Origin of the sequence: Tomitella gaofuii (assembly GCF_014126825.1) — a bacterium.
GTDB lineage: Bacteria > Actinomycetota > Actinomycetes > Mycobacteriales > Mycobacteriaceae > Tomitella > Tomitella gaofuii.
The window spans coordinates 3,566,500-3,585,748 of sequence record NZ_CP059900.1 but is presented as its reverse complement, the minus strand read 5'-3'; the positions used below and the strand labels follow the sequence as shown (position 1 = coordinate 3,585,748).

Here is a 19,249-nt window from a genome sequence, read left to right as displayed (position 1 = left end):
TCGCCTGTGGAGAGTCCAACAGCGTGAGCGCACGCCAGCGTGCAGGCGAGACCGCCGACCCCGCCGTGCTGCTGGGCCGGCTCGCCGACGGTGACAGAGACGCCTTCGCCGAGTTCTACCGCGTCACCAGCTCTCGGGTCTACGGAATGGTGCTGCGCGTACTGCGCGACCCGGGCTACGCCGAGGAGACCGTCCAGGAGGTCTACCTGCAGGTGTGGCGCACGGCGTCGTCCTTCGACCCCGCCAGGGGCTCGGCGATGTCCTGGCTGATCACGCTCGCGCACCGGCGCGCCATCGATCGGGTGCGCAGTGAGCAAGCGAGCACGAACCGTGACAACGCTTACGGGGCAGCGGATACGGCGACCGGATACGACGATGTGGCCGAGGCCGTAGTCCGCGGCGATGAGCAGCGTGCGGTGGCGGACTGTCTGGAGACGCTTACGGCCGTGCAACGCTCCAGCGTGGACCTCGCCTACTACGGTGGGTTGACCTATAGGCAGGTGGCCGAACGACTGCAGGTGGCCCTTCCCACCATCAAGTCCCGGATGCGCGACGGCCTCGCCCGGCTGCGCGACTGCCTCGGCGGGCAGAGCCGGAACCGCAGGGAGCGCAGCGATGACTGAACAGATCCGGACCGCCGGTCACGGCAGTGACGACGAGTTGCTGGGCCTCGCCGCCGCCTACGCGCTCGACGCTGTCGACGACGCGGAGCGCAGGGCCATCGACTCCGCAATGGATGTCGCCCACCAGGGGGTGCGCGACGAGTTTCTGCGGCGCGTCCGCGACCACCGCGAGGCGCTGGCGGATTATGCCCACACCACCGAACAACATCCGCCGGCAGACCTCTTCGGCGGGATCATGGCGCGCATCGATGCGGATGCGGAAGCGGACCGGTCGGCGAAAGCCGGTCCCGCGCAGGCGGGGCCGGGTGCCCTGCCGGCACCCGCGTCGCTGGACGAGCGGCGCCTTCGGCGACGCAGGCGCTGGGCCCGCGGACTCGGTGGGGCCGCCGCGGCGGCGATCCTCGTGGCCGGCGGCGTGGTGATCGGCGACCGGATCGGCGGCACCGAGGGGCCGCCTCCTGCGGCGCAGGTGTTCGCCGCGTCGGATGTCCGCACGGGCGCCGTCGACGTCGGCGGCGGCACGGCCACGGTGGTGTACTCGCGGGACGCGAACGCGGCGGTGCTGTTGATGGACGGCGTCGCGCCGCCGCAGCCGGACACCGTCTATCAGCTGTGGCTGCTGGGGTCGGATCACCCGCCGACATCGGTGGGGATGATGGGACCGGCCCAGGTGACGCCGTCCACGCGCGCCGTCGTCCAGGACATCGACTCCTCCACGACATTCGGCATCAGTGTCGAGCCGCCCGGCGGTTCTCCCGCGCCGACCAACGTCCTCGCCACCATCAACCTGACCTGACGGCCGGCGCCGGCCAGGCCGGGGGTCGGCCGCCTCGGCGACAGCGACGAAGAACCCGGCCCGCCGCCTGCGATGAGGCGGCGGGCCGGGCGGCGTGCAACGTCAGCTCTGCGGGGGCATGAGCACGCTGTCGATCAAGTACACGGTGGCGTTGGCGGTCTGCACCCCGCCGCACACCACCGACGCGCCGTCGACCTTCAAGTCGTCGCCGCTGCCGGTGACGGTGACCTCGGCGCCCTCGACCGTCTTGTGCGTCCCCGCGATCTCGTCGGGGCTCAACTGCCCTGGCACCACGTGGTAGGTGAGGATCTGCGTCAGCGCGTCGGCGTTGGTCTGCAGCATCGACATGGTTTCCGGGTCGATCTTCCCGAAGGCCTCGTCGGTGGGTGCGAACACCGTGAACTGGCCGCTGTTGAGGGTGTCGACCAGATTGACGTCCGGGTTCACCTGGCCGGAGACTGCCTTGGTGAGGGTGGTGAGCATCGGGTTGTTCGAGGCCGCCGTGGCGACCGGGTCCTGCGCCATGCCCGAGACCGAGCCCGGGCCCGACGGATTCTGCTCGGCGTATGCGGCGCAGCCGGGGCCCACCAGGTCGGAAGCGGGCTCGGCCATGCCCGACGACATACCGGATTCCTGCGTCTGCGAGGCCGCCGTGGTGCCGGACATGGCGGAGCCGGAGTCGCCGCCGTCGGACGAGCAGGCGGTGAGACCGAGCGTCGCCGCCGCGGCCAGTGCCACGAGGCCGCCGAGCCTCGTACGAGTGGTTGTGCGCATTGTGGTTCCCTTCAGTGAGCGCCCGGCGCGTGCGCCGGAGCGGTCGAGCAGCTGTCGGAAGGCATTCGCGGCCGCCGCCGCGGCGGATGGGTGGCGGCGGAGAATGATTCGGCGCCCATCCGCCGACGCCGCCGCTCCGAATCCCCGAACATGACCAGACCGCAGGAACCGGCACAGACGGACCCGGACAGGCCGCCGCGCGGGCGCCGGGCGGCTCTGCTGTGCGCCCGGGCAGCGACGGGGATTCTGGCGGCCGGCATCGTGCTCGGGGTCGGCGAGCTGGTGAGCGTGGCCGTCGCACCGAACTCGTCCCCGTTCTTCGCGGTGGGGGCGACGACGGTGGATCGGGCGCCGGCGTGGGCCCGCGAGTTCGCCATCGACACCTTCGCCACCAACGACAAGCCCGCGCTGTTCGCCGGCCTCGTGCTCGTGATCGTCGTACTCGCCGCCGTAGCCGGGGTGGCGGAGCGGCCGCTGCGGCCGGTGGGGTCGGCGATGCTGCTCGCCGGCGGAGCGGTGGGACTGTATGCGGCGTTGACGCGGCCGGAGGCCACGGCGGCGTGGGCGGCGCCGACGGTCGTCGGCGTGGCGGCGGGGATCGGCGCGCTGCGGCTGATGCAGAAGGCCCTGGCCCCGAAGACACTGGCCCCGAAGACGCCGGCCCCGAAGACGCCGGCCCCGAAGACGCCGGCCACGAGGGGCCTGCCGTCGGCGGCCCTGGCGCACACGGCGACGTCCGCGGAGCAGCCGGGGGAGCGGCAGGGCGTGTCGCGACGCAGATTCTTCGCGGTCTCGGGGTCGGTCGCCGCGGTCGCCGCCGCCGCGTGGGCCGGGGGCAGGGCGCTGGGCGCCCATCTGCGCGACGTGATCGCCGAGCGCGCTCACTTCCGCATCCCGGCCGTGGCGGACCGTGCCGCACCGATCCCGCCGGGCACGGACATCGACGTCCCCGGATCCACGCCGTTCATCACGCCCAACCCGCGCTTCTACCGGATCGACACGGCGCTGCAGGTGCCGGCGGTGAGCACGCACGACTGGCGGCTGCGCATCCACGGCATGGTGGGCCGCGAGCGCACCCTGGACTGGGGCGATCTCACAGCGCGCACGCCCATCGAGCGGATCGTCACCCTGACCTGTGTGTCCAACGAGGTGGGCGGGAGCCTGGCCGGCAATGCCACGTGGATCGGCTGTCCGATGCGCGACCTGATCGCAGAGCTGGATGTGGATCCGGAATCGGACATGCTGCTGTCCACCAGTGCCGACGGGTTCACGGTGGGCACGCCGGTGGCCGCGCTGACCGACGGGCGCGATGCGATGCTGGCCATCGCCATGAACGGCGCGCCGCTGCCCCTGGAGCACGGCTACCCGGTACGCCAGGTGGTGCCGGGGCTGTATGGATTCGTTTCCGCAACCAAGTGGGTGGTGGACTGGGAGTTCACGCGTTTCGACCGGGCACAGGCCTACTGGACGCGCCGCGGCTGGGGCGCGAAGGCGCCGATCAAGACGGCCTCGCGCATCGACGTGCCGGACGCGTTCGCGACGGTGGGGCCCGGGCGGGTGCGGGTGGCGGGCACCGCGTGGGCGCAGCACCGCGGCATCGCCGCCGTCGAGGTGCGGGTGGACGAAGGCCCATGGCATCGCGCGACGCTGGCCGAGGAGTACTCGATCGACACGTGGCGGCAGTGGTTCTGGGATTGGGACGTCACCGCCGCGGACGCCGGCAGCGCGACGCTGCAGGTGCGGGCCACCGACGGTGACGGCGTGGTGCAGACGCCCGAACGCACCCCGCCGATTCCGGGCGGCGCCACCGGATGGCAGAGCATCGTCGTCACAGTCCGGGGGTAGCGGGCGGCGCGGCCGCGTGGGCGGCGGAGGCCCGCGGCGCCGGGGCGGAGCCTGGCGCACCGCGCGGGCGGGCGGGCCTTGGTGGCGCCGACCCGCCTGCGAGGGCGGTGCTGGCGATCAGCTCAGCTGAACAGGTTCGCGAGGCTGCCGTTGACGAAGTCGAAAGCGTCGTTGACGCTTCCGACGAACATGGCGCCGAGGTCGCCGATCGAGCCTGCAACGTAGTTGAACATGTCCTGAAGCGATCCCATGATGTTCCTCCTGGCCCAGGGGCACTCTCGGTGCCCTCACTGAAATTCAGATGCCGCCCGTTGTATCGCCGCGGCGGCCGAAAAGGTTACCCGGATCACGCGGTGCGCGGGGGGTGAATTGTGCCATCCGACCGTTCGGGTGACAGCCGGTGCGGCAGAAATTCCGGCCATTGCACGGAAGGGTGTATCCAGCACCGCGACCACCGGGTAACCTTACGGCGTTGCTTGACGATGGTCCTGGTGAAGTGCGGTGAATCGCCGCGCACACTGCGGCGGACCGTCTCCCGGTCGGGGGGTCGGGTGGAGTCGGGCAGAATCGTGATGCGTTGACCCGTGATCGCGTCGGGTCCTAGTGAGGAGTTGATGGTGCGGATGAGCCCACAAGGTAAGGCCGGAGTGGTCCGGCGGGGGACGCGGGCCGTGGTCGCGGCGTCGGTGCTGGCGCTGTCGTCGATGGCTCTCGTGCCGGCCGTCGCCCAGGCGGACGTGAGCTGGGAGAACAGCTCCACCGACATCCAGAACGATCCGGCGTCCTACCCGCGGCTGTCCGCGCTGATCGACAAGATCGAGAACAACGAGTTCACCTCCACCTTCACCGAGGTCCCGGACTACAACCAGACCAACAAGTGGAACGCGGAGAACCCGGTCTCGCACCTGGTCGGCGCCCGCGCGATGAATCTCGCCCCGGAGGGTGAGACGGCCCCCAAGACCGACACGAAGAACCGCGTCAGCGACCCGCTGATCATCAACAACTCGTCCTACCAGGACTGGCAGTCGGACCGGAACATCATCCTCGACGTCTACTCGGCGTCGATGCAGCGCACCATCCCGATGCACGTGATGCTCCCGGCGGATGCGGGCGTGGCCTCCCCGGTGCTGTACCTGCTCAACGGTGCGGGCGGCGGTGAGGACGCCGCCAACTGGAGCGCCCGCACCGACATCCAGTCGTTCCTCAAGGACGAGAACGTCTACGTGGTCACCCCGCTCGAGGGCATGTTCTCCTACTACACCGACTGGCAGCAGCCCGTCGAGGAGCTGCACGGCTACAACAAGTGGACGACCTTCCTCACCGAGGAGCTGCCGTCCATCATGAACCAGGTGTTCGACACCAACGGCAAGAACGGCATCGCCGGCCTGTCGATGTCCGGCAGCGCGGTGCTCTCGCTGGCCGAGTGGGCAGCCGACGACGGCTCCGTGGCCAACGGCGGCACCCCCGGCGGCAACCTGTACAACGCGGTCGGCGGCTACAGCGGCTGCGCGGCCACCTCGACCTTCCCCGGCCAGCAGTACGTGGAGGTCGTCACCGGCATGCGCGGCGGCATCGACGTCGAAGACATGTGGGGTCCCAAGGGCGGCCCGGACTGGGTGGCCAACGACGCCGCAGTGAACGCCGAGAAGCTCAAGGGCATCGACTACGTCTACGTGGCCACCGGCAGCGGCCTGCCCGGACCGCATGACACGCTGGCCAACCCGGAGCTCGACGGCAACCAGTTCGCGCTGGCCAACCAGATCGTCGTCGGCGGCGTCATCGAGGCGGCCACCAACATGTGCACGCATGACCTGGCCAACCGCACCAACGCCATGGGCATGGACAACATCACGTACAACTTCAAGCCCACCGGCACCCACTCGTGGGGCTACTGGCAGGACGACCTGCACATCTCCTGGGATGGAATGGCCGCGGCCATGGGGGTTCCCGCGCGGAACTGATACGTGTAGCGGCATCCGTCGGACGGATTGCTGAGGCACACCGAATTACCGCACGCGCCGGCGGCGGCGACCCGACGAGGTCGCCGCCGCAGGCGCGTCTCATTGTATTGAACGGCTGCGGCGGTGCCGGTGATGTGAGGACATTTTCCCAGGTAGGGGCGCTTGTGAACACCTGACCAGCGCGAATGGGCTCGAGTCCGAAATGGTCTTGTGATGGGCGCTACATTCGGGTTAAATGGACGGCGGCGCCCGGAGGGGGCGTTGGTGGGCACGGCGCCCCCTGCACGATCGACCCAGTAGGAGACAATATGTCTTTCAAGCGCACTCCCGCAGACGGCTCGCTCTCTTCGCTCAGCTCGGGTTCCAGCGGCGGCAGCGCCGACGGCGGCGTCGGCTCCGCGCAGATCGCCCAGCTCGGCGACATGCTCGAGACGGTCGGCGGCATGCTGCAGGACCTCGCCGGCTTCAGCGCCAGCTGATCCGTCGCAGTAACGCAGCGGAGCCCCACACGGATGTAACGTGTGGGGCTCCTGTTGTGTCGTGGGGCGCTAGTGTTGATCTCGCCGCACCGTCGGCGCCATGAGAGGAGACCGCCGTGGACGACAAGAAGACGAGCCTTTCCGCGACCCTGTCCACCGAGGGCTCCGGCGACTGGAGCGTCCCGCTGGTCGCGCTGTTCTACTCCATCGTCACGAAACTGGCGCCGGACTTCTTCTGACAGCCGCCTGCGCGCTGCGGCTCCGGCCAGGCCGGTCAGAACAACGAACCCAGGCTGCCGATCGGCGCGAGGAACGCGCCCCGTTGAGCGAGCCACCGCGCCGGGTCCACGGCGACTCCGGCCGCGTTGCGGACCTCGAAATGCAGGTGCGGCCCTGTGGAGTCGCCGCGATTGCCCACGGTGGCGATCTGCTCGCCGGCCTGGACGGTCTGTCCTTGCTCGACGAGGGCTTCGTTGATGTGGCCGTAGATCGTGGTGCTGCCGTCGTCGTGTTGTACGCGCACCCATAGCCCGAACCCCGCGGCGGGGCCGGCCTCGGTCACGATCCCGTCGGCTGCGGCAGACACCGGGGTTCCGATGGCGCCGGCGATGTCCATCCCCTGGTGCGTGGTGCCCCATCGGGGGCCGAAACCCGATGTGACGGTGCCGTAGACCGGCATGACCGCACGATTGCCGCCCCCGTTGAACAGCGATCCGGCCGATCCGGTGGACGATGACACCACATCACCGAGAATGCTGACGCCTTCTGCGAGGAGGCCGAGCTGCTGGGCGGATCCCGTGTCCGCCTGCGCCGATGCCGGAGCCGCCGCCTGGAATGCGGCGCAGAGTGCAGCACCGGCGGCGACGGTGGCGACGGTGCTCTTCCGTCGGCGCGGTTTCGCCGCGGGGGGCCGGTGGCCCGGGCGGGCAGCGCCGGGACCGGCGTGGGCGGAGCGCGTATCGCGGGTCGGGAGCGGGGGGATCGGCTTTCGGCGTCGGTCCACGGTGAATCCTTACTCGACGAAGCGCGGTGCCAGGCACCCTGTCAAAGTAACGAAAGGGTATACGATCGCTGCCGCAAATACTATCTAACTTAGTAGTTTGCTGGAGCGGGCCGATCCGGCCGCCTCCGCGTCGTCGGCGCCAGGCGCATCACGCCGTTCGGCAGGCGGGGATCACGCCGTCCGGCAGGCGGGCCCGCAATCTCGCCGCCGCCACCGGTAGGCCACGGCCGCGCCGAGTAGCGCCAGTGAGACGACCGCCAGGTAGGGCTGGATCGGCGCCCACAGCCCCAGCGCTCCGGAGGTGCCGACGGCCAGGAGCACCAGCTTGTTGCACACCGGGCAGCCCACTGCGAACAGTGCCAGGGCGGCGCCGCCGTACGCGCCGGGCCTGCCGGCGGTGTCCTCGGGGCGGGCCATCCGGATCCCGAACCACGCCGCGGTGAGTAGGCACGTGGCGGCGAGGACCGGATACTCCCACCACCGCACCGGGATCTCGCGGGCGAACCACGGGTTGGCGATGACGTCGGTCGGTACGCCGATGATCACCGCAGTGGCGATGCCCGCTGCTGCGGCGCGCCACCAGTGGATCCTCGTCCTCCGCGGGGCGTCTGCTGCGGCGGTCCCGTCTTCTGCGACGTGCATCTGCGGTTCCTCCCTGTGCGCCTGATCTCGGGGCCGGCGCCCGGCGCCGATGTCGGACGCGGAGCGTGATTCCCCTCTCGAATAGTAGCGTCGAACTACTATCATGCATAGTAGTGGATGCGGCACCGCCGTGGGATGCGCCCTCGTGCACCATGCAGCGGTGGCCCGCACGCCACGCACGAGCACACGGAGCGAAGATTGAACACCACCTCTGGACCGGACCGCACGCCGCGGGCCGTCGGCGTCACCCGACGGCGCCTCGAGATCGCCGCGATGGCGGTGCTGACGGTCGTCGCCGTCACGCTCGGGGTCCTGCTTTTCACCGGCAACGACGATGGCGGCCGGACGGAGTCGAGCACGGCGGCATCGCAGCAACGCGGGGTCACCCACGGTGAGATCGGGCCGCTCGGTGCGCTCGCGACGCGCACTCCGGGTGACCCGTTGGCGCTCGGCGCCGTCGACGCCCCGGTGGTGCTCGTCGAGTTCGCCGACTACCGCTGCCCGTTCTGCGCGAAGTTCAGCCGCGATATCGAGCCCGAACTGGTCGAGCGGTACGTCGACTCGGGACAGTTGCGGATCGAATGGCGCGATATGCCCATCTACGGCGAAGAGTCGATGATGGCCGCGCGCGCCGCGCGGGCGGCGGCCGAACAGGGCCGGTTCTGGGAGTTCAACCGGGCGCTGTATGCGGCGGCTCCCGACGGCGGTCACCCGCCGATGACCGTCGACAAGCTGCGCGGCTTCGCGGAGGAGGCCGGGGTGCCGGATATCGCAAGGTTCACCACGCAGATGCAGAGCGACGAGTTCGACGCGGCGATAGCCGCGGACTCGTCCCAGGCGCAGCAGCTCGGCATACCCGCGACCCCCGCATTCTCGATCAACGGATACCCGATGCTCGGAGCGCAGCCCACCTCGGAGTTCACGAACGTGATCGACACGCTGCTCGAAGGCCAGGACGACGCATGAGTTCCGAGATCGGCCTTCTGGGGGCGCTGCTGGGGGGCGTGCTGCTCCTGCTCAGCCCCTGCTCGGCGCTGCTTCTGCCCTCCTTCTTCGCCTATGCCTTCGACGGGGTCGGCAAGCTTGCGGCGCGGTCGGCGCTGTTCTACCTGGGGCTCGCGACGGTGATGGTGCCGCTGGGCGCCGGGGTCGGCGCGTTCAGCTCGCTGGTGACGCGGTATCGGGGCACCGCCACGCTGGTCGGCGGGATCGTGCTGATCGTGTTCGGCGTGGTGATCATCGTGGGCAAGGGGTTCTCCTTCGGGCCTGCTCAGCGCGCCAGCGCGTCGATCACGATCTCCGGAAACGTCTCGGTGTATCTGCTGGGCACCGTGTACGCGCTGGCCGGGTTCTGTGCCGGGCCGCTGATCGGGGCGGTGCTCTCGCTGGCGCTGATCGGGTCCAACCCCATCTACGGCGGCGTGATCGGAGCGGTGTTCGCCCTGGGCATGACGCTGCCGATGTTTCTGCTGGCGCTTTTGTGGGACCGGTTCAACCTGGGCAGCAGGCGCTGGCTGCGCGGGCGCGGCATCACGATCGGCCCGCTGCACACCCACACCACGTCGTTGGTGTCGGGCCTGCTGTTCATCGCGATCGGCGCGCTGTTCCTCGCCACCGACGGCACGGCCAACCTCGGCGGGATCGTGGGGGTCGACACCGACCAGCAGCTGCAGGAGTCCGTGAGCCGTATCGCCGGGTCCGTCTCGAACACGGCGGTGATCTTCGCCGCCGTCCTCGTCGCGGCGCTGGTGCTCGGGTGGCGGATACTCCGCCGGCGCCGCAGCGAACGGCGCGACGCCGGCAGCGACGTGGATGACCACGGCGAGCATGCCGACCGCGGCGAGCATGTTGACCACGCCGACGGGGGCCACGACCCGCAGCACCGATAGGCGGATCTCCGAGTTCGCGGAGGCGAACATTGCGGGGACGGCCGTCCCGGACGCGGCCCCAGGGCTGGTCGGAAACCGATGATTCGACACCAAGTACATCATGTTTCGCCAGGTCAAGACGGTTACCGACGGGTATGAAAACTGTTGCGGGGATGCAACAGTGCCGCTAATGTCGCGCAGCGAAGGGGAGTAGTTCCTCGCAGGATCCGCTGCCGGCGGCCTTGCGGGCGGGTGGTCGACATACCGGCGCCGTCGCGGCGCCCGGCCCTCCACCGCGGCACGTTCGTCGTGCCCGGCGAACGAGACCTTCGGACCGACACCAGACCCGTCGGCCGAGGCCTCGTATCCATGGGTGGCCCGCGGCCGGCCGAGCCCGGAGAGCCCGCCTGTGACGATGCACGAGACCCGCACCCGCACGTCGCGGCGGCCGCGCACCGCGCCGATGCTGACACGGTCGCTCGCGATCACGACGGCCGTGATGCTGCCGGCGCTGATACTCCGGATCACCGGCATGCACCCGGACCCGGTGGTGGCGCTCGTGCTCTACGGCGCGGCGGTGGTCGCGGCCAGCTTCGTGCTCGCCTGGGCGGCCGAGGCGGCGCAGATCGACGTGTCCGGGGGCCTGGCGATCGCGGTGCTGGCGCTCATCGCGGTGCTGCCCGAGTATGCGGTGGACCTGTACTACGCGTTCGTCGCCGGCCACGACCCCGCTTACGCCGCGTTCGCGGCGGCGAACATGACGGGTTCGAACAGGCTTCTCATGGGCGTCGGCTGGCCGCTGGTGGTGCTCATCGCCGTCGCCGTCACCGCCCGTGCGTCGGGCAAGCCTGTGCGCGCCCTGGCCCTGGACCCCGGCAACAGGGTGGAGTTGGGGTTCCTGCTCGTCGCCGGCGTCGTCGCGTTCGTCATGCCCGCCACCGGGCAGATCCACTTCGTGTTCGGCCTGGCGCTGCTGGCGTGGTTCGGGTTCTACCTGTTCAAGCTCACCCGCGGGGAGCCGGAGGAGCCGGACCTGATCGGGACCGCCGCCGCCATCGGGGCACTGCCCACGCGGGCCCGCCGTTCGGTGGTGGTGGCGCTGTTCGTGGTGGCGGCCCTGGTGATCCTCGCCTGTGCGGAACCGTTTGCGAACAGCCTCGTCGACGCGGGCACCCGGCTGGGCATCGACCAGTTCCTCCTGGTCCAGTGGCTCGCCCCGCTGGCCTCGGAGGCTCCCGAGTTCATCATCGCCGCCCTGTTCGCCGCCCGCGGCAAGGGCACCGCGGCGATAGCCACGCTGATCTCCTCCAAGGTCAACCAGTGGACCCTGCTGGTCGGCTCGCTGCCGCTGGCCTACATGGCAGGCGGGGGATCGGCCGCCCTGCCCCTCGATGCGCGGCAGGTGGAGGAGATGCTGCTCACCGCGACGCAGACGCTCATGGGCATCGCGCTGATCTTCGCCCTGCGGTTCAGCCGCGGCTCCGCGTGGCTGCTGCTGGCGCTGTTCGTCGTGCAGTTCCCCATCACCTCCACCGGAGGCCGGTTGATCCTGTCGGGGATTTACGGGGCCGTCGCGCTGGCCGCGTTCGTCGTCCACCGGCGCCATCTGCTCGCCACCCTGGCCGCGCCGTGGCGCGGCACGGCGACGATCCACGCCGGGCCCGTGCACCCGGACGGGGCGGGTGGCCCCGCGCATCCGGGGGGCTGACCACGCCACGGTCCCGGTTCCGGGGAATTTGTCGAAAGTGCTTGCATTAAGTCGTCGGCAGGACCATTGTTCGTTGCAGGAAAGCCGTGATCGACAGGCCTCCGCATCGATGGTGGTCCGCGGGAAGCGGGCCCGGCTTCACCGATCCGCACGTCGGGGCACTGCCGTCAAGGCACGTGTGCCGCCACAGTGAGGATGGGCCCGGACATGACGGAGACTGTTCCCAAGCCGAGGCTGAAGCGCCCGTACCCGGGCCTCCCGCCCAAAGGCACGGCCATCTACCGGCTGATCACCACCACCGATCACAAGACCATCGGCATCATGTACATGGTCACGTCGTTCGCGTTCTTCATGGTGGGCGGCCTGATGGCGATGCTCATGCGCGCGGAGCTGGCGCGGCCGGAGCAGCAGTTCCTGTCCAACGAGCAGTACAACCAGCTGTTCACCATGCACGGCGCCATCATGCTGCTGCTGTACGCGACGCCCATCGTGTTCGGCTTCGCCAACTACATCCTGCCGCTGCAGATCGGCGCCCCGGACGTCGCCTTCCCGCGTCTGAACTCGATGGCGTACTGGATGTTCCTGTTCGGCGGCCTGATCACCCTGAGCGGTTTCATCACCCCCGGCGGCGCGGCGGACTTCGGCTGGTTCGCCTACACGCCGCTGTCGGACTCGATGTACTCCCCGGGCGCCGGCGCGGACCTGTGGATCATGGGCCTGGTGCTCTCCGGGCTGGGCACCATCCTCGGCGGCGTCAACATGATCACCACCATCGTCACGCTGCGCGCGCCGGGCATGACGATGTTCCGGATGCCCATCTTCACCTGGAACATCCTCGTCACCGCCATCATGGTGCTGCTGGTGTTCCCGCTGCTCGCGGCGGCGCTGCTGGGGCTCATCATCGACCGGCACTTCAACGCCAACATCTACGACCCGGCCAACGGCGGCGTGATCTTGTACCAGCACCTGTTCTGGTTCTTCGGCCATCCCGAGGTCTACATCGTCGCGATCCCGTTCTTCGGCATCGTCTCGGAGATCTTCCCGGTGTTCTCCCGCAAGCCGTGCTTCGGCTACGTGGGGCTGGTGTATGCGTCGATCTCCATCGCGGCGCTGTCGATGACGGTGTGGGCGCACCACATGTTCGCCACCGGCGCGGTGCTGCTGCCGTTCTTCTCGCTGCTCAGCTACATGATCGCCGTGCCCACGGGCATCAAGTTCTTCAACTGGATCGGCACGATGTGGCGCGGCCAGCTGACGTTCGAGACGCCCATGCTGTTCTCCATCGGGTTCGTGATCACGTTCCTGTTCGGCGGCCTGACGGGCGTCATCCTGGCGAGCCCGCCGCTGGACTTCCACGTGACCGACACGTACTTCGTCGTCGCGCACTTCCACTACGTGCTGTTCGGCACCATCGTGTTCGCCACCTATGCGGGCATCTACTTCTGGTTCCCCAAGATGACGGGCCGCATGCTCGACGAGCGGCTGGGCAAGTGGCACTTCTGGGCGACGTTCGTCGGCTTCCACGGCACGTTCCTGGTGCAGCACTACCTGGGCAACGAGGGCATGCCCCGTCGCTACGTGGACTACCTGGCCAGTGACGGGTTCACCACGCTGAACACGGTGTCGACGATCTTCGCGTTCGTGCTCGGCGCCTCGACGCTGCCGTTCCTGTGGAACGTGTTCAAGAGCTACCGGTACGGCGAGGTGGTCACCGTGGACGACCCGTGGGGTTACGGGAGTTCGCTGGAGTGGGCGACGTCGTGCCCGCCGCCGCGGCACAACTTCACCGAGCTGCCGCGCATCCGTTCGGAGCGTCCCGCCTTCGAGTTGCACTACCCGCACATGGTCGGCCGCATGCGCGCCGAGGCGCACGTGGGGTGGGGCGCGCAGCATGAGGAGGAGCCGGAGGAGCTGGTGGAGTCCGGCCCGCGGCAGCGGTGAGCCGCAGCGCCGGCTGCTGCGATCGCGGGTCGGCTCCGTCGGCTACCGGCGGTGGGGCGGCGTGAAAGACAAGCATTCTTGACAAAAGATGACAAGTGTTCTTGACTTGTCGTGTGTCAGAGACCGAGCGGAGCAATCGCGTACGCGAGCACCGGCGTCGGCTGGCCCTGACCCAGGCGCAGCTGGGCGCGCAGGTCGGAGTGAGCCGGCAGTCGATCGTCTCGATCGAAGGCGGCAACTACTCGCCGAGCGTCTACCTGGCCTTGCGCATCGCCGCCGCCCTCGGGGCGGCGGTGGAGGAGCTGTTTCCCCTGCACGAGGAGGCCCGGAGTTGACATCGCGACTGAGCAAGCTGGACGTGGGGCTGCGGCAGGTCGGCGACCTGGACGACGAGTTCTACGACGACGAATACCAGCGCGACGTGTGGAACGAGGCGTCGGCCGTCGGATTCCAGGCGTACCAGCTGTGCCTGCTCGCGGCCGCGGCCGTGCTTCCGTGGGCGGCGGGCCGGGTGGGCGCCTGGATCGCGCTGGGGCTGCTCATCTGCTGGGTGGTCGTGGGCGGCGCGGTGCAGGGGTACGCCAAACGCCGCGGCGTGGACGTGCGGCTGCTGGTCAAATGGGGGTCGCCGCGGGTGATCGCCGTGACGGCGGTCTACGCGGTGGGCGTCATCGGCGTGTTCTACCGGCTGATGTGGAACAGCGACGTCGGTGCCGACTACGGCACGCTGCTCGGCGGGCTCGTCGGCGCGGCGTGCGGCGGCGGGGCGGCGCTGTGGGCGGCCCGCCGGGTCAAGCGCGACAGGCTCGCCCGCGAGCGCGAGGAAGAGCGTCGCGAAGCCGCATCGTGGGACGACCGTGACCGATGACCGTGACTGACCCCGCCGCAACGCCGCGCGGCTATCCGACGTTCTCCCCGTCGGCGGGTGCGGCGTCCCCTCGCCGGTCTCCTCGCAGCGTGTCCCACAGGAACTCGTAGGCCAGCGCGGCCTTGAACGCATGCTGGGCGTTGTCCGCCGCGCCGCCGTGGCCGCCCTCGATGTTCTCGTAGTACCAGACCGGGTGCCCCTGCTCGGCCAGCTCGGCCGCCATCTTGCGGGCGTGGCCGGGGTGCACGCGGTCATCGCGGGTGGAGGTGGTGAGCAGCACCGGCGGGTAGTCGGCCGCCGGGTCGGTGTTCTGGTAGGGCGAATAGCGGGAGATGTAGTCCCACTCGGCCGGGTCGTCGGGGTCGCCGTACTCGGCCATCCACGACGCGCCCGCGAGCAGCCGGTGGTAGCGGCGCATGTCCAGCAGCGGCACCTGGCATACCAGGGCCCCGAACAGCTCCGGGTACGCGGTGAGCATGACGCCCATGAGCAGGCCGCCGTTGCTGCCGCCCTGGGCGCCCAGCAGCCCGGGGGTGGTGATGCCGCGGGCCACCAGGTCGCGCGCCACCGCCGCGAAGTCCTCGTACACCCGGTGCCGCCCCGCCTTGACGGCCTGGGTGTGCCACTGGGGGCCGTACTCGCCGCCGCCGCGGATGTTCGCCACCACGTACACCCCGCCGCGCTCGAGCCAGCCCGCGCCGGTGAGCCCCGAATAGCCGGGGGTCAGCGCGTTCTCGAAGCCGCCGTAGCCGTAGAGCAGCGTCGGCGCGGGGGTCCGCTCGGCGCCGGGCGTTGCATGGGCTTCTGCGCGGGGCGCGACGACGAAGTAGGGGATGCGGGTGCCGTCGTCGGAGACGGCGAAGTGCTGGTGGACGTCGAGCCCGTCGGCGTCGAAGAAGGCGGGCGCCGATTTGAGCGGCGCCACGCCGACATCGGCCTGCCCGTGCAGCAGGGTCGCCGGCTGCAGGAAGCCGGTGGACACGACGAAGACCTCGTCGGTGAAGTCCGCGTCGGTGCCGATGACGCTCACCGTCGCGTCGGCGGGCACGCCGTCGATGGCGCGGGCCGCGGCCGGGTCGGGCCGCTCCAGGTCCAGGGCGACGAGCCGGGTGCGCACGTCCTCGAGCACCGTGAGCAGCAGGTGGTGGCGGGTGACGGTGAAGTTCTCCAGGCTGCGGTGCGCCTCCGGTACGAACAACACCGTCATGGCACGCTCGCCGCGGCGGTAGGCGTCCAGATCGGCGCGCAGCAGGGTGCCCGGTGCGTAGTCTGTGCCGCCGGCCGTCCACGCGGAGCGCAGGAACACGAACAGCCACCCGCGGTGCAGCGACACTTCGGAGTCGCCGGGCACGTCCAGTGGCTCGGGCTCGGCGCCGGGGAAGAGCAGGTAGCGCTCGGTGGTGTAGAAGTCGAGGGCCCGCTCGGCGAGGTGGCGCTCGTGGCCGGGGGTGTCGTCGTAGAAGACGGAGACGGCGACGTCCTGCCGCGTGCCCTCGAAGATCACCTCGGCGTCCTCGACGGCTGTGCCGCGGCGCCACAGGCGGGCGGTGCGCGGGTAGCCGGAATCGGTGAGCGCGTCTTCGCCCACGTCCGTGCCCACGTAGACCGTGTCTGCGTCGATCCAGGAGAGCTCGGACTTGGCCTCGGCCAGGGTGAAGCCGCCGTTTTCCGGGGTGATGAATTGACGTGTGGCCATGTCGAACTCGCGCACCACCACCGCGTCGGCGCCGCCGCGGGAGAGCGAGACGAGCGCGCGGGGGTGATCCGGGCGCGCATCGGGGTCCTGCGGGTTCCACACGCGCAGGACCGAGGTGCCGGCCCACACCCAGTTCTCGCCCTCGGCGTCGGCGAGCGCGTCGAGGTCGATGATGACGTCCCACTCGGGGCTGTCGGACCGGTAGGACTCGAGCGTGGTGCGGCGCCAGATGCCGCGGACGTGCTGCGCATCCCGCCAGAAGTTGTAGAGGTACTCGCCGCGGCGTCGCGGATAGGCGATGCGGGAGTCGGTGTCGAGGATGCCGCGCAGCCGGTCGCGGGTGGCGGCGAACCGTTCCGTCTCGGTGAAGCGGGCTGTTGTCACCGCGTTGCGATCGCGGACCCACGCCAGCTGCTTCTCGCCGTCGACCTCCTCGAGCCACAGGTGCGGGTCGGCGGGTTCGGGCGCGTGCGCGGGGGTGCTCGCGGTGGTGTCCATGGAGACATTGTCGCAGCCGGGGCAGTGGGGGCGGTGTGGCGTCTTGGGGAAGTGACGGGTGCGGGGATGGACACAAAGGTGAGGTGAGTAGCGTGTGTGAGCGATGACGATCACTGCGTGACGCCCTGTGAGGAAACGCACTCTTCCCGATTGAATATGCATATCGGCGACGTTGCCGGATCGTTATGACGCGGAGATTGCCTTGTGCGCTGCGGTTTTCTGTCGTTCATCCGAGGCGGGCGCGGCAATCTGGGGACGGAGAATCTCACCCGAATGAAATTGCGCGAGGTGAAGGTGCCATCTAGGGTCGGACTCGCTCACGCAGCAGCGGCCTTGTTTCGGGTGCGCCGAATGGCTTACCCCGCAAGGTCATCCATGGAAACGCGTGACACGGACGAAGGAGTTTCACATGCTCGGTTCCATCGACGGCATCCTGGACACGTTCAAGGGCATCTTCGACAACTTCGCGGGCGCCGGATCGACCGCGTTCGACAAGGTCTTCGAGCTGGCCACCGGCAGCCTCGGCGACTGACACCGGCGCTGACACGCTGAGCGAGAAGGGCCCCACCTCGCGGGTGGGGCCCTTCTGGCGTCTTGGGGGTGTCGACGGAGTGTGGTGACGGTCACTGCCTCGGCGGCTAACGGTGTGCTGTGGGCGGTCCGATGTACGTAGTGAAGAGCGCGGGGTTGTCCAATTCGGTTGGGCTCCACGTCAATTCATGTACTTGAAGTAGATCTCTGAAGGAGTTTCGCATGCTGGGTTCCATCGCTGACGTTGCCGACACGTTCAAGGGCATTCTCGACTCGTTCGCGAGCGCGGCCTACGGCTCGTTCAACAGCATCTTCGGTCTCGCGACCGGCAGCCTGCGCTGAGACGTCTGAGCCTGCGGCTCGTCTGAGTCACGCTTCCCTTGAAGGGAATGATCCGATCCGGCCCCACATTGCTACGTGGGGCCGGATCTTTTGCGCGCTGCTAAGAGGGGAGAAGTGCACGACTATCCTTGCGCTCCTGCCGCATGCTCCGGCAGGTCCGGGTAGCGCTGCAGGTGCGCCCCGCCGTTGATGTCGAGGTTCTCCCCGGTGATCCACGAGGCGTCGTCGGACAGGGGGTACCGGACGGCGGCACCGATCTCGGCGGCCTCGCCGGTGCGCCCCAGCGGAGTGTTCTCCACGTACTCGTCACGCACGCCCGGGATCTGCATCGCGTGCGCCGTCAGCGGGGTGACGACCAGCCCGGGGGCCACCGCGTTGACCCTGATGCGCCGCGGTGCGAGCTCCAGTGCGGTGACCTCGGTGAGCATGACGACCCCGGCCTTCGCGGCGCAGTACGCGGACAGGCCGGCGCCCGGCTGGCGGGCGTTGAGCGAGGACAGCGTCACCATGGAGCCGCCATCGGCGATTCGCATGCCCGCGTGCTTGAGCACCAGGAACGCCCCGTTGAGGCAGACGTCCACGGTGCGCCGGAAATCGGCGGCGTCATGCTCGACCACCGGCGCCATCGTGCTCACCCCGGCGCAGTTCACCGTGCCGGTGAAGCTGCCATGCTCGGCGGCTACGGCGTCTAAGAGCGCCGCGACGCTCGCCTCATCGGTGACATCCACGGGCGCGATCCCGTCACCCGCGTAGAGGTCGGCGCGGACGACGACGTGGCCGGACTCTTCCAGAACGTCGGCGGTAGCGGCGCCGATACCCGACGCCGCGCCGATGACGACGGTAACCTTGGAATTGCTCATCCCGACCTCCGTGCCCAGGCGGCCAGCACGTTTCCGCCGGGCTCGCGGAAATGAAAGCGCGTGCCGCCGGGAAAGTCGAACGGCTCGGTCGTGACCACCCCGCCGGACGCCTCGACGGACCGGCGGGTCGCGTGAAGATCGTCGACCTCGATGATCGTCAGTGGCCCGGACGGCGCTTCGGACGCATCCTGCTGGAATCCCAGGCTCTGCTCGCCGTCAAGTTGCACGTCGGTGTAGTCGGGTCCGTACTCGCGGAAGCTCCACTCGAAGACCGCTTGGAAGAAGCGGGCCGAAGCCGATGCACTGGAGGTGGGGAACTCCACCATTGTCAGTTGCGCCATTCGGTCAGGGTATGGCACCGCGGCTCCGAGCATGCGGCATCGTCGCATATGTCGCCGCGGTGCCAGGAATGCAGTGCAGGGCGGGCACCCCGGCCTGAGCCGGGGTCCCCGCCCTGCGGAATGCGCCGGCGGCGTATCAGCCGCCGACGATGCCCGCCGCGATCAGGACGCGAACGTGCTGCCCAGATTGAGCGTGTCGATGTTGGTCGACCCGCCGTTGATGCCGCCGCCGTTGATCGAGCCGACGGTGGCCGCGGCCAGCCAATCGGCCAGGCTGCCGAAGCTCGCGTCGCCGATCGCGGACTGCAGGAAATCGCTGGATCCCATGGGTTCCCCCTTCGTCGTGCCGGCGCGCCGGAATCTCCCAGAGCGCCGGACATCCTGTGATGTGCAGTACTCACCGAAGCAGCAAATTCAAGGAAAAGCAACTCGCGAGTCATGTATTGCGCTTAGGCTGCCGCGATTGCGGTCGC

General features: G+C 69.5%; 21 protein-coding genes. 13 read left to right on the top strand and 8 right to left on the bottom strand.

Features of this window, described 5'->3' with window-relative positions; genetic code table 11:
* Window positions 1-23: 23 nt before the first annotated feature.
* Window positions 24-623, top strand: coding sequence for a sigma-70 family RNA polymerase sigma factor (locus H4F70_RS16680; protein ID WP_235681175.1), 600 nt, complete (start codon window positions 24-26; stop codon window positions 621-623).
* Entirely contained in the window at window positions 616-1,419 is an 804-nt protein-coding gene (locus H4F70_RS16675; RefSeq protein ID WP_182357994.1) for an anti-sigma factor, read from the top strand. The genes H4F70_RS16680 and H4F70_RS16675 overlap by 8 nt, the downstream gene beginning before the upstream one ends.
* A 102-nt stretch (window positions 1,420-1,521) precedes the next feature.
* Here the strand turns inward: H4F70_RS16675 and H4F70_RS16670 are convergent, their stop codons facing one another.
* Window positions 1,522-2,193, bottom strand: coding sequence for a fasciclin domain-containing protein (locus tag H4F70_RS16670; RefSeq protein WP_182357993.1), 672 nt, complete (start codon window positions 2,191-2,193; stop codon window positions 1,522-1,524).
* Window positions 2,194-2,343: 150 nt separating this feature from the next.
* On the opposite strand from H4F70_RS16670, the gene H4F70_RS16665 reads away from it, so the two are divergent.
* Window positions 2,344-4,038 carry a molybdopterin-dependent oxidoreductase gene (locus H4F70_RS16665; protein WP_182357992.1) on the top strand — a complete coding sequence of 565 codons (1,695 nt, stop codon included), beginning with the start codon at window positions 2,344-2,346 and terminating at the stop codon, window positions 4,036-4,038.
* Between the two features lie 122 nt (window positions 4,039-4,160).
* Here the strand turns inward: H4F70_RS16665 and H4F70_RS20880 are convergent, their stop codons facing one another.
* Window positions 4,161-4,289: a hypothetical protein gene (locus H4F70_RS20880; RefSeq protein ID WP_268968296.1), complete on the bottom strand. Its 129-nt coding sequence runs from the start codon at window positions 4,287-4,289 to the stop codon at window positions 4,161-4,163.
* A gap of 372 nt (window positions 4,290-4,661) precedes the next feature.
* On the opposite strand from H4F70_RS20880, the gene H4F70_RS16660 reads away from it, so the two are divergent.
* From H4F70_RS16660 to H4F70_RS20875, 3 genes are all read left to right on the top strand, one after another.
* On the top strand, window positions 4,662-5,999 hold the full coding sequence (locus H4F70_RS16660; protein WP_235681174.1) for an alpha/beta hydrolase: 1,338 nt from the start codon (window positions 4,662-4,664) through the stop codon (window positions 5,997-5,999).
* A 308-nt stretch (window positions 6,000-6,307) separates the two neighbouring features.
* On the top strand, window positions 6,308-6,478 hold the full coding sequence (locus H4F70_RS16655) for a hypothetical protein (RefSeq protein WP_182348074.1): 171 nt from the start codon (window positions 6,308-6,310) through the stop codon (window positions 6,476-6,478).
* 116 nt (window positions 6,479-6,594) lie between these two features.
* Complete coding sequence (locus tag H4F70_RS20875) at window positions 6,595-6,717, top strand: hypothetical protein (protein WP_268968339.1); 123 nt, start codon at window positions 6,595-6,597, stop codon at window positions 6,715-6,717.
* Between the two features lie 35 nt (window positions 6,718-6,752).
* Here the strand turns inward: H4F70_RS20875 and H4F70_RS16650 are convergent, their stop codons facing one another.
* Window positions 6,753-7,220, bottom strand: a complete 468-nt coding sequence (locus H4F70_RS16650) for a murein hydrolase activator EnvC family protein (protein WP_372497602.1) — start codon at window positions 7,218-7,220, stop codon at window positions 6,753-6,755.
* Window positions 7,221-7,652: 432 nt separating this feature from the next.
* Window positions 7,653-8,123 carry a hypothetical protein gene (locus H4F70_RS16645; RefSeq protein WP_182357991.1) on the bottom strand — a complete coding sequence of 157 codons (471 nt, stop codon included), beginning with the start codon at window positions 8,121-8,123 and terminating at the stop codon, window positions 7,653-7,655.
* 273 nt (window positions 8,124-8,396) lie between these two features.
* Between H4F70_RS16645 and H4F70_RS16640 the strand changes: the two genes are divergently transcribed.
* From H4F70_RS16640 to H4F70_RS20700, 6 genes are all read left to right on the top strand, one after another.
* A complete protein-coding gene (locus tag H4F70_RS16640; RefSeq protein ID WP_182360471.1) occupies window positions 8,397-9,089 on the top strand; it encodes a DsbA family protein in 693 nt (230 codons plus the stop codon).
* Window positions 9,086-10,012 (top strand): cytochrome c biogenesis CcdA family protein, encoded by a 927-nt coding sequence (locus H4F70_RS16635; RefSeq protein ID WP_182357990.1) that lies wholly within the window; start codon window positions 9,086-9,088, stop codon window positions 10,010-10,012. The genes H4F70_RS16640 and H4F70_RS16635 overlap by 4 nt, the downstream gene beginning before the upstream one ends.
* Before the next feature lie 394 nt (window positions 10,013-10,406).
* Window positions 10,407-11,699: a sodium:proton exchanger gene (locus H4F70_RS16630; RefSeq protein WP_372497603.1), complete on the top strand. Its 1,293-nt coding sequence runs from the start codon at window positions 10,407-10,409 to the stop codon at window positions 11,697-11,699.
* Between the two features lie 207 nt (window positions 11,700-11,906).
* Complete coding sequence (gene ctaD, locus H4F70_RS16625) at window positions 11,907-13,640, top strand: aa3-type cytochrome oxidase subunit I (RefSeq protein ID WP_182357989.1); 1,734 nt, start codon at window positions 11,907-11,909, stop codon at window positions 13,638-13,640.
* Between the two features lie 113 nt (window positions 13,641-13,753).
* Window positions 13,754-13,975, top strand: coding sequence for a helix-turn-helix transcriptional regulator (locus H4F70_RS16620; RefSeq protein ID WP_182357988.1), 222 nt, complete (start codon window positions 13,754-13,756; stop codon window positions 13,973-13,975).
* Window positions 13,972-14,508: a DUF2029 domain-containing protein gene (locus H4F70_RS20700; protein WP_235681172.1), complete on the top strand. Its 537-nt coding sequence runs from the start codon at window positions 13,972-13,974 to the stop codon at window positions 14,506-14,508. Before H4F70_RS16620 ends, H4F70_RS20700 begins: the two co-directional genes overlap by 4 nt.
* Window positions 14,509-14,539: 31 nt before the next feature.
* Here H4F70_RS20700 and H4F70_RS16610 read toward each other — a convergent pair whose 3' ends face one another.
* Complete coding sequence (locus H4F70_RS16610; protein ID WP_182357987.1) at window positions 14,540-16,702, bottom strand: prolyl oligopeptidase family serine peptidase; 2,163 nt, start codon at window positions 16,700-16,702, stop codon at window positions 14,540-14,542.
* Window positions 16,703-17,111: 409 nt separating this feature from the next.
* On the opposite strand from H4F70_RS16610, the gene H4F70_RS20870 reads away from it, so the two are divergent.
* On the top strand, window positions 17,112-17,234 hold the full coding sequence (locus tag H4F70_RS20870; protein ID WP_268968338.1) for a hypothetical protein: 123 nt from the start codon (window positions 17,112-17,114) through the stop codon (window positions 17,232-17,234).
* 463 nt (window positions 17,235-17,697) lie between these two features.
* On the opposite strand, the gene H4F70_RS16605 is transcribed toward H4F70_RS20870, so the two are convergent.
* The 3 genes from H4F70_RS16605 to H4F70_RS16595 all read right to left on the bottom strand — a co-directional run bounded on the left by H4F70_RS16605 (window position 17,698) and on the right by H4F70_RS16595 (window position 19,103).
* Window positions 17,698-18,435, bottom strand: coding sequence for an SDR family NAD(P)-dependent oxidoreductase (locus tag H4F70_RS16605; RefSeq protein ID WP_182357986.1), 738 nt, complete (start codon window positions 18,433-18,435; stop codon window positions 17,698-17,700).
* On the bottom strand, window positions 18,432-18,776 hold the full coding sequence (locus tag H4F70_RS16600; RefSeq protein ID WP_182357985.1) for a VOC family protein: 345 nt from the start codon (window positions 18,774-18,776) through the stop codon (window positions 18,432-18,434). The genes H4F70_RS16605 and H4F70_RS16600 overlap by 4 nt, the downstream gene beginning before the upstream one ends.
* A 162-nt stretch (window positions 18,777-18,938) precedes the next feature.
* Entirely contained in the window at window positions 18,939-19,103 is a 165-nt protein-coding gene (locus tag H4F70_RS16595) for a hypothetical protein (RefSeq protein WP_182348066.1), read from the bottom strand.
* Window positions 19,104-19,249: the final 146 nt, after the last annotated feature.

What these genes read in the sequence shown, in the direction of transcription:
- ctaD (WP_182357989.1), top strand. Translation starts at nt 11,907, where the DNA reads ATGACGGAGACTGTTCCCAAGCCGAGGCTGAAGCGCCCGTACCCGGGC.
- H4F70_RS16610 (WP_182357987.1), bottom strand. Translation starts at nt 16,702, where the DNA reads ATGGACACCACCGCGAGCACCCCCGCGCACGCGCCCGAACCCGCCGAC.
- H4F70_RS16670 (WP_182357993.1), bottom strand. Translation starts at nt 2,193, where the DNA reads ATGCGCACAACCACTCGTACGAGGCTCGGCGGCCTCGTGGCACTGGCC.
- H4F70_RS20870 (WP_268968338.1), top strand. Translation starts at nt 17,112, where the DNA reads ATGCTCGGTTCCATCGACGGCATCCTGGACACGTTCAAGGGCATCTTC.
- H4F70_RS16660 (WP_235681174.1), top strand. Translation starts at nt 4,662, where the DNA reads ATGAGCCCACAAGGTAAGGCCGGAGTGGTCCGGCGGGGGACGCGGGCC.
- H4F70_RS16600 (WP_182357985.1), bottom strand. Translation starts at nt 18,776, where the DNA reads ATGGCGCAACTGACAATGGTGGAGTTCCCCACCTCCAGTGCATCGGCT.
- H4F70_RS16605 (WP_182357986.1), bottom strand. Translation starts at nt 18,435, where the DNA reads ATGAGCAATTCCAAGGTTACCGTCGTCATCGGCGCGGCGTCGGGTATC.
- H4F70_RS16640 (WP_182360471.1), top strand. Translation starts at nt 8,397, where the DNA reads ATGGCGGTGCTGACGGTCGTCGCCGTCACGCTCGGGGTCCTGCTTTTC.
- H4F70_RS16655 (WP_182348074.1), top strand. Translation starts at nt 6,308, where the DNA reads ATGTCTTTCAAGCGCACTCCCGCAGACGGCTCGCTCTCTTCGCTCAGC.
- H4F70_RS16675 (WP_182357994.1), top strand. Translation starts at nt 616, where the DNA reads ATGACTGAACAGATCCGGACCGCCGGTCACGGCAGTGACGACGAGTTG.
- H4F70_RS16635 (WP_182357990.1), top strand. Translation starts at nt 9,086, where the DNA reads ATGAGTTCCGAGATCGGCCTTCTGGGGGCGCTGCTGGGGGGCGTGCTG.
- H4F70_RS20880 (WP_268968296.1), bottom strand. Translation starts at nt 4,289, where the DNA reads ATGGGATCGCTTCAGGACATGTTCAACTACGTTGCAGGCTCGATCGGC.
- H4F70_RS16630 (WP_372497603.1), top strand. Translation starts at nt 10,407, where the DNA reads ATGCACGAGACCCGCACCCGCACGTCGCGGCGGCCGCGCACCGCGCCG.
- H4F70_RS16595 (WP_182348066.1), bottom strand. Translation starts at nt 19,103, where the DNA reads ATGGGATCCAGCGATTTCCTGCAGTCCGCGATCGGCGACGCGAGCTTC.
- H4F70_RS16665 (WP_182357992.1), top strand. Translation starts at nt 2,344, where the DNA reads ATGACCAGACCGCAGGAACCGGCACAGACGGACCCGGACAGGCCGCCG.
- H4F70_RS16645 (WP_182357991.1), bottom strand. Translation starts at nt 8,123, where the DNA reads ATGCACGTCGCAGAAGACGGGACCGCCGCAGCAGACGCCCCGCGGAGG.